Source organism: Enterococcus sp. LJL99 (assembly GCF_054871725.1).
Genome location: NZ_JBTXLT010000013.1, coordinates 24,749 through 42,424 on the forward strand (window position 1 = coordinate 24,749; position 17,676 = coordinate 42,424).

General features: G+C 35.0%; 11 protein-coding genes. 4 read left to right on the top strand and 7 right to left on the bottom strand.

What is annotated here, in order from left to right; genetic code table 11:
* A complete protein-coding gene (rph, locus tag ACYSNW_RS15665; protein WP_461746165.1) occupies positions 1-1,356 on the bottom strand; it encodes a ribonuclease PH in 1,356 nt (451 codons plus the stop codon).
* A gap of 3 nt (positions 1,357-1,359) precedes the next feature.
* Positions 1,360-2,172: a glutamate racemase gene (racE, locus tag ACYSNW_RS15670; RefSeq protein WP_461746070.1), complete on the bottom strand. Its 813-nt coding sequence runs from the start codon at positions 2,170-2,172 to the stop codon at positions 1,360-1,362.
* Between the two features lie 548 nt (positions 2,173-2,720).
* On the opposite strand from racE, the gene ACYSNW_RS15675 reads away from it, so the two are divergent.
* From ACYSNW_RS15675 to ACYSNW_RS15690, 4 genes are read left to right on the top strand one after another with little or no spacing between them, the layout of a single operon-like run.
* Entirely contained in the window at positions 2,721-3,449 is a 729-nt protein-coding gene (locus ACYSNW_RS15675) for an amino acid ABC transporter ATP-binding protein (RefSeq protein WP_461746072.1), read from the top strand.
* Between the two features lie 37 nt (positions 3,450-3,486).
* On the top strand, positions 3,487-4,308 hold the full coding sequence (locus ACYSNW_RS15680; protein WP_461746073.1) for a transporter substrate-binding domain-containing protein: 822 nt from the start codon (positions 3,487-3,489) through the stop codon (positions 4,306-4,308).
* Between the two features lie 34 nt (positions 4,309-4,342).
* Positions 4,343-5,056, top strand: a complete 714-nt coding sequence (locus tag ACYSNW_RS15685; protein WP_461746075.1) for an amino acid ABC transporter permease — start codon at positions 4,343-4,345, stop codon at positions 5,054-5,056.
* Positions 5,057-5,071: 15 nt separating this feature from the next.
* Entirely contained in the window at positions 5,072-5,737 is a 666-nt protein-coding gene (locus ACYSNW_RS15690; protein WP_461746077.1) for an amino acid ABC transporter permease, read from the top strand.
* 79 nt (positions 5,738-5,816) lie between these two features.
* Here the strand turns inward: ACYSNW_RS15690 and pheT are convergent, their stop codons facing one another.
* The 5 genes from pheT to ACYSNW_RS15715 all read right to left on the bottom strand — a co-directional run bounded on the left by pheT (position 5,817) and on the right by ACYSNW_RS15715 (position 17,507).
* Positions 5,817-8,240 (bottom strand): phenylalanine--tRNA ligase subunit beta, encoded by a 2,424-nt coding sequence (pheT, locus tag ACYSNW_RS15695; RefSeq protein ID WP_461746079.1) that lies wholly within the window; start codon positions 8,238-8,240, stop codon positions 5,817-5,819.
* A 6-nt stretch (positions 8,241-8,246) separates the two neighbouring features.
* Complete coding sequence (gene pheS, locus ACYSNW_RS15700; RefSeq protein WP_461746081.1) at positions 8,247-9,293, bottom strand: phenylalanine--tRNA ligase subunit alpha; 1,047 nt, start codon at positions 9,291-9,293, stop codon at positions 8,247-8,249.
* A gap of 439 nt (positions 9,294-9,732) precedes the next feature.
* Positions 9,733-10,077, bottom strand: a complete 345-nt coding sequence (locus ACYSNW_RS15705) for a winged helix-turn-helix transcriptional regulator (RefSeq protein ID WP_461746083.1) — start codon at positions 10,075-10,077, stop codon at positions 9,733-9,735.
* Between the two features lie 58 nt (positions 10,078-10,135).
* Positions 10,136-13,939: a helicase-exonuclease AddAB subunit AddA gene (addA, locus tag ACYSNW_RS15710; protein ID WP_461746084.1), complete on the bottom strand. Its 3,804-nt coding sequence runs from the start codon at positions 13,937-13,939 to the stop codon at positions 10,136-10,138.
* Entirely contained in the window at positions 13,932-17,507 is a 3,576-nt protein-coding gene (locus tag ACYSNW_RS15715; RefSeq protein ID WP_461746086.1) for a PD-(D/E)XK nuclease family protein, read from the bottom strand. The genes addA and ACYSNW_RS15715 overlap by 8 nt, the downstream gene beginning before the upstream one ends.
* Positions 17,508-17,676: the final 169 nt, after the last annotated feature.

Sequence of the window (17,676 nt, forward strand, 5' to 3'; positions counted from 1 at the left end):
TTACTCCTCCTCCTCCTTATTATCCAACCAATCTTGCCATTGATCTTTTAACTTTGCTACAGCAAGCGCACGATGACTAATTTTATTTTTTAGGTCTTCAGATAGCTCGGCTGCTGTCTTGCCTTCACTTGGAACAAAGAATAAAGGATCATAACCAAAACCATTCTCACCGCGTGGAATTGTTCCTATTTCGCCCTCCCAATTACCTTCTACAACCAAGCTTTCCTTATTAGGTGCCGCAAATACTAATGTGCAATGGAATCTTGCTGAACGATCTTCTTTCGGAATCTCTGTTAACTCATGCAGTAGTTTTGCATTATTTGATGCGTCACTTTTAGGTTCACCAGCAAAGCGAGCCGAATAAATACCTGGCATTCCATTCAGTGCTGTAACAATCAAACCTGAATCATCAGCTAGTACTGGTTGATTTAAAATCTGTGCAATGGTTTCTGCTTTCAAGCGAGCATTTTCTTCAAATGTTTTTCCCGTTTCTTCTACATCTGGCAACTCTGGAAAGTCTAATAATGTTTTCACTTGATATCCTTTTTCAGCAAACATTTTTTTGAACTCTTTTGCTTTACCAGGATTTCTAGTCGCAATCACAATTGTTTTATCTGCTTCTGTTTGAGGAGTAATTTCACTAAGTAAGGCTTCTTTTTGATAAGCGATCAGATCTTCAATACCTGTTTTCCCATAGAATAAAAGGGCATTTAGTTCATCACCAGAAAAGGTCGCTTCTTCTCCTGTTCCTTGTAATTCCACAAATTGACCGGATTCTGTCATTACTAGATTCATATCCACCGTAGCAGCCGAATCTTCTTGATAATCCAAATCTAAAACACAAGTCCCAGAAGATAAAATTCCAACACTAACCGCAGCCAAATACTCCTTGAGGGGATCTTCTGTCAGAATTTTTGCACGACACATTTTATCAATAGCTAATTTCATTGCCACAAAAGCACCCGTAATGCTGGCTGTTCTAGTTCCTCCATCTGCCTGTACGACATCACAATCAACAATAATACTACGTTCTCCAAGCTTTTCTAGATCAACTACTGCGCGAAGTGAACGTCCAATTAAGCGTTGAATTTCCATCGTACGACCGCTAACTTTACCTTTAGCGCTTTCTCGGATATTTCTGGTATTTGTTGCTCTAGGCAACATACTATATTCAGCAGTGACCCAGCCTGTTCCTTGTCCTCGTAAAAACGGAGGTACTTTTTCTTCTATAGTTGCTGAACAAATCACTTTTGTATCTCCAAATGAAATTACTACTGAACCTTCTGGATGTTTGTATACATTGGTTTCAATCGTAATTTTCCTTAATTCTTTTGCTTGTCTTCCATCGTGTCTAATCAACTATTTTCCTCCTAGGTGTATTTGTTTTGAAATGATCTTTTCTGTTGTTATCCAACTATTGGCAATACTATCAAATAATTTAGCAGAACCTGTCGTATAAAATTCATGTGACTTATTTGAATTTTTGGGCGAATTGGCAATATCAAAGTAATCCAACAACGTACTCACTTCACTAATTGTTTCAGCGCCAGAATCAATCAATGTCACTTGATTGCCCATTTCATTTTGAATCAAAGGTCTTAGCAACGGATAATGTGTACACCCCAAAATTAGCGTATCTAAAGATTTTAGTTTTAAAGGTTTCAATGTCTCAGAAACAATTTTTTTCGCCACTGATGAATGATACTGATTACTTTCAACAATTGGAACAAATTTAGGACAAGCTAAATTATAACACGTTACTTCCGGTACCTTATGAGTTAACGTCTTTTCATATGAGCCACTTTTAATTGTACCCAGCGTTCCAATCACACCAATGCGATTATTTTTTGTTGCTTTTAAAGCAGCTCTTGATCCTGGTAGGATCACTCCAACAACTGGAATGTCAAGCTTGGCTTTAATTTCTTCCAACGCAACTGCTGTTGCAGTATTGCAAGCAATTACTAACATTTTAATTTTTTTTTCTAAAAGGAAATTAGTCATTTCCCATGTATATTCAATTACTTGTTCTTTAGGTCTTGGTCCATAAGGGCAACGAGCAGTATCACCTAAATAAATAACTCGTTCGTTCGGTAACTGCTTTAAAGCTTCTTTCACGACAGTAAGCCCACCCACTCCAGAATCAATAAACCCAATTGCTTTATTTTTTTCCAATCAAATCAAACCTTTTCAGTTTTTTCAATATCTTCATTTTCTACTTTTTAAGCTTTTTTTTCAAGTTTTATTCTTATTCTCTCACAATAAATCAACTGAACTTCATTAATTCTTAATTTATAGTTAAATCAAGATAAATAAGAAAGATTTTTTTGGAGCCTTTTTAAAAAAGCTAGCATTCTTAATTTCCATATGTTATAATTTCTAACATTAACAGATAAAAAGAATTATGAGTTTTTGATTAAATATCAAAGAAAAATGTTTTTATAAACAACTAAAATGCATCATTATTTACGTTGTTCAAATAAATTTAATATACCATTCGAATCAACTTTAAATAAGTTTAGTTATAGTTAGACATTTACTATAATTCTTCAAACGCAATAAGTTTATAAGAAGCTAATGCATAGAAAAAAGTTTTTGATAGTAGGTATGTTTTTCAATAAATTATTTTACCTCATTTCATCTCATCTTGTTAAGCTCACCCTCTTCAATAACTAAAATTCTAAGATACGCTTTTATTTATACACAAGTAAAGGAGAAAATATATGATTTCATTAGAACATGTAAACAAATACTTTGGAGAAAACCATGTATTAAAAGATATTTCTTTGGACGTAAACAAAGGAGAAAAAATCGTTATTATTGGCCCTTCAGGCTCAGGAAAAAGCACGTTGATTCGCTGTATCAATCGCTTAGAAAAAGTAACTGACGGACACATCTTGATTGACGGTGTAGATATTACACAACCTAAGGCCCCCGTTCAAAAAATCAGACAAAAAGTGGCGATGGTTTTTCAAAATTTTAATTTATACGCACATAAAACAATTATCCAAAATTTAACATTAGCTCCAATTAAAGTTAAGGGTGTCAGCAAAGAAGAAGCCACTCGAACTGGTATGGAGTATTTAGAGCGAGTTGGTCTAGCCGACAAAGCAAATGCTTATCCCGCTCAATTATCTGGTGGACAGCAACAACGTGTGGCTATCGCTCGAACTCTAAATATGCATCCAGAAGTGATTCTCTTTGACGAGCCTACCTCTGCTTTAGATCCTGAAATGATTCAAGAAGTTCTGGATGTAATGATCGATTTAGCCAAACAAAATATCACAATGATTTGTGTTACGCATGAAATGGGTTTTGCCAAACAAGTAGCAGATAAAGTAATTTTTATGGATCAAGGTCAGATTATTGAGTCTGGTACACCAGAACACTTCTTTACTAGTACAGAAAATGAACGTGCTAAAGAGTTCTTAAGCAAAATTATCCATAATTAATTTATACATTGTTTATCAACCCAAGGAGAATACGTCTATGAAAAATATAAAAAAATGGTTTTTTAGCCTTTCTGTATTACTTTTGACTGGTTTAACTATTGCTGGATGCAGTAGTCAAAATGATTCTTCCGTTAACTCATCGAGCGGAACAATAACCGTGGAATCACTAAAAAAAGCAGGAAAAATCAGAGTGGGCATCAAAGAAGATGTACCGAATTTCGGTTATATGAATCCTGACACCAACAAAAATGAAGGGATGGAACCTGATATCGCTCGATTGATTGCTAAGGAAATTACTGGTAGTGAAGATAATGTCGAATTCGTCGGCGTAACTGCCAAAACTCGTGGTCCATTGCTTGATAATGGAGAGATCGATATGGTCATCGCTACATTTACAATTAACGAAGAACGGAAAAAAACATATAATTTCACAACCCCTTACTACAAAGACGAAATTGGTTTTTTAGTTAGAAAAGAAGATAATTTTTCTGACATTGCAAGTTTGGATGGGAAAACAATTGGTGTAATCCAGTCAGCTACTACAAAACTAGCTGTCGATGAAAAAGCCAATGATTTAGGAATTTCATTTAAATACAAAGAATTAGGTTCATATCCAGAATTAAAAATCGCTCTTATTTCTAAAAGAATTGATGGATTTGCTGTCGATAAATCGATTTTGACTGGTTATGTAGATGATCAAACAGAAATCTTAAATGATGGTTTTTCTCCTCAGGAATATGGAATTACCACTAAAAAATCAAATACCGAATTGAATAACTATTTAGATGATTTGGTTGTAAAGTGGGAAAAAGACGGAACATTGGAACAAATATATCAAAAATGGAATTTGGATAAATAAAAATTCTATTGACTTGAATTAAGGAGGAAAAAGCATGTTTGTTTTAGCAACTGTTTCATGGTTGGAAGAAGGCCCTTTTGCTTTGTATCGCTGGCAAGCATTATTTAGTGATTGGCAATTGTTTGGTAAAGCCTTTCTTTACACTATATTATTGTCCATCGGCGCTCTTGCTTTAGCGTTGATTTTAGGTATTTTATTTGGTAGTTTATCTGCTACTAAAAATAAATTTTTAAAAGTTATCAGTCGAATTTATATTGAATTTTTTCAAAATACTCCCTTACTAATCCAATTTGTTGTTGTTTATTATGGGTTTCCAATGATTAGTTCTCTTTTAACTTTTTCAACTACAACTGTCGCGATTTTATGTGTAGGTCTTTATCATGGTGCTTATATTTCTGAGGTTGTTCGTTCTGGTATCGGAGCGGTTCCTAAAGGACAATTTGAAGCCGCTTATTCACAGGGATTCAATTATTCCGATACAATGAGATATGTTATTTTGCCACAAGCTTGGCGTATCATGTTACCACCACTAACAAATCAAGTCGTTAACTTGATTAAAAACACCTCAACTGTAGCAATTATTTCTGGCGCTGACATCATGTTTACTGCTAATAGTTGGTCGTTCGGTAATTTAAGTTATATTCCCGCTTTTACAGCTGCTGGGTTATTGTATTTTATTTTGTGTTTCCCACTAGCAAAATTAGCGAGAAGATTGGAAGAAAAAAATAAGAAAGCATACACACGATAGGAGGCGATGGAAACTATGTCATTTTCAGAACAAATGAATCAACTATTGACCATGAATAATATGCGTTTCCTATTCGATGGCTTGTTGCTTACACTTTATATCTCTTTAGTATCAATTGTATTGAGTACAATATTCGGTACAATTTTAGCCGTTTTAAGAAATCAAAAGCATGGACCTCTTCGTTATGTTGCAGGTTTTTACATCGAGGTTGTGCGCAATATTCCAAATTTACTTTGGATATATGTCATTTTTCTAGTTTTCCAGGTCAAATCTACACCAGCGGGAATTGTTAGTTTTACCGTATTCACCACCGCTGCTTTAGCTGAAATTATCCGTGGCGGCTTAAATGGTGTTGACAAAGGACAAAAAGAAGCTGCTCGCTCTCAAGGATTTAGCAAACTTCAAATTATTCGTTTTGTTGTCTTACCTCAAGCGATCCGCAATGTTTTACCAGCGATTGTTTCGCAATTTGTAACAGTCATTAAAGATACTAGTTTCTTATTCTCTGTAATTGCATTACAGGAATTACTTGGAAAATCCTATATCTTAATGGGACGTTATTCTCAAACTGAACAAGTTTTTGTATTATACGGCATCGTAGCATTGATCTATTTTGTCATCAACTTTTCAATTTCTCAATTTTCTAGATGGCTTTCAAGAGGTTGGGCAAAGGGTTATTAGTACAAATGAGTGAATAAAATAACTAAAAAGCAGTGGAGAATCCTAATCACTTGGAATCTCCACTGCTTTTTCTCTTTAGTTATCTAACTGTAATATTCAAAGCTTGTGTTAAAGCTTTTTCTACTTTCGTCATTGATTGATTGATTTCTTCATCGACCAATGTAGCTTCTGGATTAACGAAAGTCAGGCTATACGCCATTGATTTTTTACCATCTGAAATATTTTCTCCTTGGTAAACATCGAATAGACGAATATCTTTCAAGAATTTCCCAGCATTTTGCTTAATAATTGAACTAATTTCTTGATTTGTTACGTGTTCATCTACAAGTAAGGCAATATCACGTGAAACTGCAGGGAATTTTGTTACTGCTTCATAAACAAAAGTTGGTTTTTCCGATTCTATTAGTGCTTGAATATTTAATTCAGCAACATAGCTTTCAGGAATATCATATGCTTTCGCTATCGAAGGATGAACTTGTCCGACAAAACCAATCACTTGGTCATTCAACTTGATCAAAGCAGTTCTTCCAGGATGCATTTCAGGCATTTCTTTCGTTGCTTCATACGTAATAACTGAAGATAAACCAAAGGAATCAAATACCATATCTAAGATGCCTTTTGCTGAATAAAAATCAACGGCTGTTACTTGAGTTTGCCAATCCTTAACTGTTTTATTTCCCGACAATACCAGTCCAACATGATTTTCTTCTGTTGGTAATTTTTTCAGTGAATCTTCCTCTTGGTAAAAGACGCGCCCTACTTCATAAAGTGTTACATCAGTATTTTTACGAGCAACATTGTAAGCTAGGTCGTCTAACAAACCAGAAATCAAATTCATTCTTAAAACAGAGCGGTCTTCACTCATCGGCCATTGAAGTCTAGTAATCAAACTTTCTTTCATTGTAAATTGACGAGACTTCTCTTCTGTTGTCAACGCATAACTAATCGCTTCTGTCGCGCCACAACCTTCAAGTAACCCTTTTACTTTGCGAACGAATAACTGACCGTCAGTCAAACTTCCGGCAACCGTTTCGCCACTTGGCAACGTTGAAGGTAAATTGTCATATCCATAAATACGAGCAACCTCTTCGATTAAATCAGCTTCAATACTAATATCCCAACGTCTTGGCGGCACAGTAACTGTATACGAACCTTCATGATTTTGATAATCAAAACCTAAAGCTTCAAAAATTTCATTGACAGTTTCTTCCGTCATATCTGTTCCTAAGTATTGATTTATACGGAATAATTCAATTGGAATTGAAACGTCTTCTGGTGTAATTTCTGAACCAATAGCAGGTTGACTGACTACTTGACCACCAGCTAATTGTGCAATCATCACTGCCGCAGCATCACATGCTTGAGCAATCGTTGCTTGATTGATTCCTTTTTCAAAACGGCTTGAAGATTCACTACGCAAATTAAATTCTTTAGAGGTTCTACGAACTAACAACGGGTTAAATAATGCCGCTTCTAAAGCAACAGTTGTTGTTTCGTCAGTAATTTCAGAATTTGCTCCTCCCATCACACCTGCTAAAGCAACTGGAATTTCACCATTAGTAATGACTAAGTTATCTGAAGAAAGTTTTCTCGTTTCGCCATCCAAAGTTACTAGTTCTTCATCGGCATTTGCTCGGCGAACCAAAATCGATTTGCTTGCTAATTTATCATAATCAAATGCATGTAATGGTTGCCCAAAGAGTAATAAAATATAATTTGTGATATCTACTACATTATTGATTGGACGAATCCCTTCATGCATTAAGCGATTTTGTAACCATAAAGGACTTTCTGCGATTTTTACATTTTTAATTACACGAATTTGATACGCTGGTGCATCTTTCGCATCTGCTACATCAACTTGAAGATAGTCCGCTGTTTTTTCTGTTTTATCTTCTTCTAATTCAAACTCCTTAAATTGAGGAGTTTGACGATAAATCGCTCCGACTTCATGTGCAACGCCACGAATACTTAAAGCATCTGCACGATTGGGTGTGATTGATAATTCAATAATCGAATCATCCATGTCTAAATAAGGAAAAACAGGCGTTCCATTGACTGCTTCTTGTGGCATACCATAAATACCATCAGCGTAAGCTTTCGGTACAACACTATCAGAATAACCTAATTCTTCTAGTGAACACAGCATTCCATAGGATACTTCTCCTCTGATTTTCCCTTTTTTGATTTTTTGATTTCCCGCTACACGAGAACCTGGTAAAGCGACAATCACTTTCATTCCTTGTTTTACATTCGGAGCACCACAAACGATTTGTGACAATTCTTCTTCACCAATATTCACTTGACAAATTGATAAGTGATCCGAGTCTGGATGAGGAATGCATTCGATGACCTCGCCAACTACAATTTTTTTCAACCCTTCTTCTGGCACTTCTACCGCTTCAACTTCGATTCCTGTCAAAGAAAGTTGATCTGCTAAATCAGTAGCAGAAACACCTGAAAGGTCTAGATATTCATTTAACCATTTATAAGAAACTAACATGCTCGATTACTCCTTTACCTTGAATTGATTTAAGAACCGTAAATCATTTTGATAAAAGTTACGAATATCATTGACTCCGTAACGTAACATTGCTACACGATCAGGTCCAAGCCCAAAAGCAAAACCTGTATATTCATTTGGATCAATCCCAGACATCTTCAATACATCCGGATGTACCATACCTGCACCTAAAATTTCAATCCAACCCGTTTGTTTACAAACATTACAGCCTTTTCCGCCACATTTGAAACAACTAACGTCGACTTCAACAGAGGGTTCTGTAAATGGGAAATAACTTGGACGTAAACGTATTTTACGATCTGCACCAAACATTTTTTTCATTACGACTTCAAGTGTGCCTTTTAAATCCCCCATCGTAATATTTTTGTCAATCACTAATCCTTCAATTTGATGAAATTGATGACTGTGTGTTGCATCATCTGTATCGCGACGGAATACTTTCCCTGGTGAAATCATTCGTAATGCACCTTGAGAAAAATCATGTTTTTCCATAGTTCGCGCTTGAACTGGAGAAGTATGTGTTCGAATCAAAATTTCATCAGAAATATAAAATGTATCTTGCATATCTCTAGCTGGATGATCTTTCGGCAAATTCATTCGTTCAAAGTTATAGTGGTCCGATTCAACTTCATATCCTTCAACGATTTGATAGCCCATACCAACAAAAATATCTTCGATTTCTTCTACTACTTGTGACAATACATGACGTGTTCCATGATTTACTTGCTTGCCAGGTAATGTTACATCGAGTGTTTCTTTTTCTAGTGCCGCTGTTAAGGCCGCTGATTCTAAAGTCGTTTTTCGGTCTTCTAATGCATCGGTTAAAAGATCACGTATTTCATTAGCAAAACTTCCGACAACCGGACGTTCTTCTGCGGACAAATCTTTCATTCCTCTTAAGACTTCAGTGATAGGACCCTTTTTACCTAATGTTTCTACTCTAATTTGATTTAATTCTTTTAAATCGGTCACTGCTTCAATTTTATTTAACGTTTCTTCTTTTAGCGCTTCTAGCTGAGCTTTTACTGTCATTTTTTTGATCCTTTCATTGTTTAAATTTTTTTCATGAGAAATTGAAATTGAGAAAAAGCGATTTGCTAAAAAATAATTAGCAATCACGTAAAAATATTATTTTTTTACTTTTGTCGCAACCATTTTTCCACAAAAAAACACGATAGTTCGTCCTACTAATCAGGAACGAGCTATCGTGTTACCATCCTACTTCATGACTTTGAATCAACAAGTCAAGCACTCAATTTTAATAACGGTGATTACCGGTCTGTTTTAGTTAGTTGCTGAAAATCAACTTAAAAACAAACAAACTCAGGAAATGAATTTCACTTGCAGAGTATACAATCTACTTGCAGTCTAAGGTAGATTTTCCCTTCTGTCACTCTATACAAATTACTTGTTTCCGTCTTCGTTTTAAATTATTCAATTGACTTTAGTTTACAAGAAGTTTCGCGGTTGGTCAACTGCATTCTTCCGAAGTCACCCATTTTTCTGCCCATTGTTGAATTTGTTCCATAGCATGCTGTAAATCTTCACCTTTTTCAGTCAATAAGTAATCTAAACGACTACTTTCACTACAACAAACTTCTCTAGCAATAATCCCTTCCGATTCAAGCTCTTTTAATCGCTCGACCAAGACACGATCACTTAATACAGGAATTTTTTGTCTTAATTCACCAAAGCGTTGCGGGCCACTTTCCAAAAGCACATCAATAATCAATCCATTCCACTTTTTCCCTAAAATCGCAAAGGCTTTTTCAAACTTCGGACAAAGAGAAAAATCAGTCGTCTTCACTTGCTCCATTTTCCTCACCTCGTGTCTTGATTATAGCATACCACTTACAATTTGTAAGTGATAATGCTTAGTCTTCCATTCTCTCTATGATCTTTTCACTATCCATATCGATAATTACTCCAGCGGATAATAATATTAATACAACCTTACTAACTTCTTTTTTCGTTGACTCCGCTAGTGCTTTTCGATAAAGCGTTAATTGTCCGCGGTAACGATTGATGACTTTTTCAATTGCTTTACAATCTTCAATATCTACTACATGATCTGTTTTGTAATCATATAAGAGACATTCATTTTCTTCTTCAATGTAGCCATCAATCATCCCGTGAATCAATAAGTCATCCTCAGTAAAATCAGGATAGTCTTTAATCAATTCACGAGCATCCATTAACATTGAAAAAGGTTGTTCTCTCACTACTTGATTTGATTTTTCAATTAAAAGACGCCCCAAATTAGTTTGGTAAAAGGCCATAATCTTCGAACGATCGATTACTTGCGCAATTGTTGGTTGAATAATCTTGGCTTGAACTAATTCTTCAATTAATTTTTCTAAACTAGCTTCGGTTGGTTCTTGCGTTAAATCAATTAACTGTAGAATCGAATGAGTAGCGGTTCCAATTTCTGTCGCTGAAGGTTTTCGAATCGATTCAATAAATTTAGGTTTACCAAGACCTCCTTCACTCATTCGATGAACAATTAAGGCATGAGGAGATTGTTTTCTTTCAGCCTGAACATCTAACTTATGAATTTCTTTATTATCAGGATCTTCAAAAATACGTTTGATTTCCGAAACAGATTGATAATTGGTTGTTTTTGTCGCAAGTTCATATGGATAGGTAAAATCTAATAGTTTTCGAGCGCTCTCAATACTACTTTTTTCTGAGCTAGAAGCCAAAGCTTGTGGTTCTTCTTCCTCCAAAATAAAGGTCAGCTTTTCCATTTGCTCTCTGATGGTTGCTTGTTGAACAAATGTAAGCTGGAATGAAGCAGGATGCTCAGTGATTGCCGCAATTTTTTCAGTAGAAAACTCCGTTTGAAAATCATTCATTTTATTATGCCGAATCAATGTCATACCAACCCAATTCATCAAACTACTCTTTCCTTGTAAGCGATTTTCTGAAGGTAATACTTTTGTCATTACATCTGCTACTTTTAACCACTCTTTAAAGGTCGCTTCTTTGTCATTGTATGAGCCAACTAAAAACAACTTTTGCTCCGCTCTTGTCAAAGCAACATATAGTTTCCGCATTTCTTCAGATAATAATTTACGTAATTTAACTTGTTTAATCGCTAAAAATGGTAAGGTATCATACAACAATCGTTGGTCTGGGTCTAGATATCGAATTCCTACACCTAAGCGATCATCAAAAAGATAGCGCTCATTTAAATCGCCTAAATTAAATTCTTTGGTCATATCCAACACAAAAACAACAGGAAATTCTAACCCTTTACTAGCATGAATGGTCATCACACGAACAGAGTTTTCTTCACTTAAAATAACTGGTTCAGCTAAATCTTTGTCTTTTTCTTGCATTTTTTCAATAAATCGAACAAATTGAAATAACCCTCTAAAACTTGTTTGTTCATAAGCATTTGCACGATCCACCAAAGCATATAAATTGGCTTGCCGTTGTTTCCCGGCAGGCATTCCACCAACGTAATCCAAATAAGCGGTATCCCGATAAATTTCCCAAATCAAAGTAGCTAGTTGATTTCTCCGCGCCATTTCGCGCCATTTTTCTAATAATTTAGCAAAAGCTTGTGTTTTCTTTTGCAAAGTTATTTCTTGATTCGTTTGATGAACTTTATGGTTAAACTGTAAAAATGCTTCATAGTAAGTTTTTTCTTTAGCAGTGATACGAATCAATGATAGCTCACTTTCTTTTAAACCAACCAGCGGCGATCGTAAAACTGCTGCTAACGGAATATCTTGGTATGGATTATCGATAAGTTGTAATAAAGCTACCATTGTTCGAATTTCAGTTGCTTGAAAATAGTTTTGCGCATCATTCACTTGCAATGGAATTCCGACTGTTTTAAAAATATCTAAAATTGTTAGATTATTCTTTTTAGTAGGTGTTAATAAAACAATATCCTGATACCTAACTGGACGATTTTCTTTCGTTTTTTTATCATAAATCAAATAGCCTTGCTCGACTAATTCTTTGATTTTCAATGCCGTCATATGCAATTCGCCTTCAGTTTTATCTTCTAAAAGTAAATCTGACTCTCCCAAAATCGGTTCTTCTTCAAGATTTGTGTCCGATTTTTTTTCGTAGATTAATAATTCTGTATCGTAATTTGCTACTTCAGGAAACTGATCAAATCCGTGAACCAAACGAGCAGCCTCATCATAAGTAATTTGTCCCACTCGTTCATCCATCAATTGTTCAAAAACTAAATTCGTAAAATCTAAAACATTTTTTCTTGAACGAAAATTTTCTGCAAGAACAATTCTTTTGCCATCTTCATTTTTGCCATATTGATTATATTTTTCTATAAATAACGTCGGATCTGCCAAACGGAAAGAATAAATCGATTGCTTCACATCCCCGACCATAAAAAGATTCCCTTGATTCGCTTCTGGCCTTCTTAACCAGTAGATAATCGTTTCTTGCAAGCGATTGATATCTTGGTATTCATCCACTAAAACTTCATCAAATTTTTGTCGATAATAGTTAGAAGCTTCACTCGCTTGCCATTCTGTTTGCTCCTTATTCACTAAAATATCTAAGGTAAAGTGTTCTAAGTCGTTAAAATCAACAAGTCCTTTTTTAAGTTTTTCTTCGGTATAAGCATTAATAAACGCCTGCCCAACAGAGGCCATCTCACTGACGATTGGTTGCGCGCTTTCCATTACCTTTTTCATTTCAGCTGGTGATATAGTAAATAGATCTTCAATTACTTTATTCAACACTTTTTTATTTTGCTCACGAAGACCTTTAGCTTGGGCAGCCGTTTCTTTATACTCTTCTGCTCGAACTGTCGGATATCGTTCAAAAACTAGTTCCTTACTAAATTCAAAAGCAGCTTCTAAATCATCATCATAAAGAAAACTCACTAAGGTTTCTGCCTGTAGTTTTTCATTTTGCGCCAAGACCATGATTTTTTTAAATTTTGGCTCCCCTTCTGTCAACTGAATCATTTCGGTATAGCGATCAATGGAACGAATCAATGTATCAACAACAGGAGGTTTCAGAAATTCTTGGTACAAATTAGAATCACCCAATTTGTTTTCTACTTGATAAGCAGCCGTCAATTCATTAATCCAGTGATCTGGATCAGGGTTTGCTTTAGCAAATTCATACATCGAAAAAATCAAACGAGTCAAGCCTTCATCACTGCGATCATTGGAAAAATTTGCCGTCAATTGATAGAAACTTTCTTTATTTTCAGCGTAAAACTGCTCTCTCAATTCATCCCAAACATCTTCTTTTAATAATAACATCTCCGTTTCATCCGTTAATAGACGAAAAACTGGGTCCATTTCAATTAAATAATAAAAGCGACGAATAACTGTTAAACAAAAAGCATGCAACGTACTAATATTCGCGGTGGGTAATAATGATAATTGTCTCGAAAAATGCTGTTTCCGATCTGGATCACTTTCAGTATTAATTGCTTCTTGCAGGGCAATTTGAATTCGCTCTTTCATTTCTTTAGCAGCCGCTTCAGTATACGTCACAATTAATAATCGGTCGATATCTGTTCCGCTTTTTAACTTTTCGATAACCCGACGAACGAGAACTGTTGTTTTACCAGAACCAGCTGAAGCAGAAACTAGAATATTCTCCCCTCCATCAAAAACCGCTTGCCATTGATTATCGGTAAATTTTTCATTTTCGGGTCGTAATGGTATCTTTTTACTCATCTGCTTCGCCTCCTTTTTCATCATTGATCAACCGAGTCATGACTTCTTTTTTCGAAAGTTGTTCAATTCGATGATAATTATTTTCTTGTAGCATCACATCGAAATCACATACGCTTCTAAAAGGGCAATAACGACAAGCAATTCGTTCTTTCCCTTGATATGCAGGATTTAACGCAATATCGCCGCCAATGATTTTATTTCCAGCTTCAACAAATTTACTTCGATTATGTTGGATCAAACTATCCAATTCTGGTTCAGAAACGAATTTGTCTTCTTGTCTTCTACCTGGTTTAATGATTTCTTTTGCTGATTCTTCAATTGGAAATAGTAACGAACTTTGTTTGGCTTCTAAACTCTTATCTAAATTTTCCATTAGTACGGGATCATTGATTAAAAGTCCGTCATACTGGAATTTTTTCAATAGTTGCTTTTCGATTTGATCAGGTTGGACAAACGGTAGTGTTGGATTTTGAACATGTAAATACAATGATCCTGCCGGTTTAGCAGGTTGACCAATTAAATGAACAGCATCCATCAACGCAACATCTAGATAGGTTAACATTTGCATTGCTAAACCATAATAGGCTTCCGTTATATTGAATTTTTTATGACTAGATTTATAATCGATGACACTTAAGTATATTGCTTCAGGTGTGACTAACTGATCTAGTCGATCGATTTTACCACGCACACTGATTTTCCCATTATTTTGTAACGGTAATTCTAATCCTTTGATTCCCTTTTGACTAGCAATTTGACCAAATAAAATTTCGGTTTGAATGGTACTCATCCCGCTCCGCTCGCTTTGTTTTTTTAAAGCCCAGCTTACTTTTTTGATTGTTTGGCCTAACTGATAACGAATATAATTCATCCGACTAGATGAATCTAAAATAGAAAATTTAGCCTCACCAAAAACAGCAGCCAAGATTTGTTCTGTAAATTGTTCAACTTCCTTCTCGCTTAAAGAAGATAATTGTTTATTACTCATAATCAACAATTTAAAAAATTGATCTAGGGCTTCATGGAAAAACTCTCCAGTCGCTGCAGGAGATAACTCAAAGCGGTCACGTTCTTTCAATCCCAAACCAAAACGAGTGAAATATTGATATTGACAATGATAGAAACTTTCCATCCGAGAAACCGACGTATAAATATCCTTGCCATACAAAGCTTCAGCTAACTCAGCCCCCAGATTTTCTGGAATATTTTTATGAGTCAAGCTTTCAAATACACGAAGGGCAAATTGATTTTGCGTGGTTTTCATCAGTGCTTGCTCAAGACTCAGCCATAGCGGTAAAATTCCTACTTGTGTCTCAATTTTTTGTCTCTTTAAATTTGTTAGCTCACCGATCAATGTTCGATACGTCGCAATATGGTGCAGACTAGTCTGTTCATCATCCAAAATAGTCAATGCATTTTTTGATTGTACTGTGATTGCTAAAGCTTGACGAAGACTCTCTAAATAAGGCGATACTTTAACATGTTTCGTAGTATCTTTAACACTTGGATACGAAAAATATAAGCGCTCTGTCGCAGAAGAAAATAGAATATAGGCATTGAACGGTTCTTTTGCCATACTTTTTCGACTATTATTAAATAAAAATTGATCCTCTGCTAATTCATCGTTAACAAATCCCCGTTCTTCATCTGACAGTAAACTTTTGTTTTCAATTTTTTGAGGAAGGACTTGATCTGTCATTCCAATTGCAAAAATGACTTTCGCTTGCCCAGGATAAGCTAAATCAACCGCTCGAACTTGAACTTGATCAATCGCTGTAGGAACCTTATTATAGCGTAATCCTTCTAATCCACTCGCAAATATCTCTTGGAAAGCGTCCAATTCAAAAGAAGTTTCTCCATAAATCGTGACATATTCATCAAGTAAATTCATCAATGCTTCCCATGTTTGTTCATGATTCCGCGCTTCTTCTAAAAGTCCCTTATCGATTGCTTGAGTACGCCACATCATCAATTGTTGTTCTACACCAGCTTCTTCTAAAAAGCGATAAAAAATCGTTGCACCTTCAATACCATTTCTTGCCTGTTCCAAATCCGTAAATAAGGTAGGAATCGTTTTTTGAATTGTTTGTCGAATTTGATTCGATTCTTGTTCTAACAGAACTGTATCATCTTTTTTTCCTGCTTCAAAATCGTAACGAATAAATTGCCAATCTTTTGCTTGTGTCCAATGATACCCTTCATAACCATATGCTAAGACCACATTTTCAGTTCGATCGACTTTTCTTCGCCATTTATCACGTTCAACTGACCAATTTGAACTATCAATTTCTTTTAATTCTGGAATAAATAGTTCTGTTCGTAAAAATCGTAAAACATCCCGATAACGATAGTGATAATTATGGATTGAAAATAAGGATTGAATAAACGCCACTAGAGGATGCTGCTCCATTGCCATATCTCGATCTAGATAAAGCGGAATTTCATGTATGGTAAAAATAGGTTCAATAATTGTTTCATAGGTATTAAGTTCCCTTGTCAATAATTGAATATCTTTATAGCGATACCCTTGCTCCACAACCAAACGTCTAATTTCTTTAGCGATATGACTAATTTCCTCTTTAGGATTTTCAGCACACCAAAGTTGAACTTGGTTGTTCGGAAGTTTTTTCTTTTCTTTAATAGAAACTCTTTTTTGCGCTTCAATCCAATAGTTTTCAATCATTTCGATTTCTTGGCTTTTAGTTAAGTAGTTTATTTGCTCAATATAATCAGGTAAAATTTCTACTTTTGCTTGTCTTGCTAATTGATAGAGTTGATAATACGTTGAACCAGTCTCATAGAATAAATCTTGCACTAATGGTGGCTCGTTAGGATATTTCTTATCAAGTACGAGAGAGATTTTTACTTGCCCTCCACGTTTCATCAACGTTGCTAATAACTTTAATTCTCGAGCAGAAAAATGATGATAACCACTGACCACAAATAAAACTTGACTTAAGTCTTGTTCTGCTAAAAACATACTTAAATAATCAATGATTTCAGAAGATTTAATTCCGTATGCTAACATTTGAGCTTCATACTTAGTAAAAATAAGTTGTAAGTCTTGAATTTTCAACTGAAGATCTAACTGTTTTGCATCCGTCTTTTTTATACTAGCCATCTTACCTAAATCATCTATTGCAATATTTCCATCTTTCATTTCCTCATAAAGTTCATACAGTTGTTGAATAAACCCAGCTTTGTTGACTTCACCACGAAAAACTTGTAACTGCTCTTCATTTTCAACTAAAATTTTTCGAAAGATCATCGCTGCGCCTGCTTCTGTTAAAAGCTCCGAACTATAGTACTTTGTATTTTGCAAGTAATACCAAGCTAAACGGTAAAAACTAAACACTTGTAAACGAGTTGTCGCAACTGAATCAGAAACTGTCACTAATTGATTTTTCAATTGTTTTAATAATCTGATTTCTTGTTCAAATTTCATATGATTCGGGACTAAATAAAAAACTTCATGCTTCTCATTTTGATTTAACCAATCAGTTGAAGCCTGTAATAAAGCTTTTTCTAAATCCATATTACTTGTCCCTCTGACAAATTGTAAACTCATCATCCACCTCTTTCAAAACCTTATCATCCTATTAGTTTATCATAGTTTCTGTGTAAATTGGTTGTCCAATAAAAAGAACAAAAACAAGATTAAAATAGAACTACAAAACATCAAGAAATAAGCGATAAATCACAAAAAATACAGTTAGATTTTTTGTAATTTATCGCTT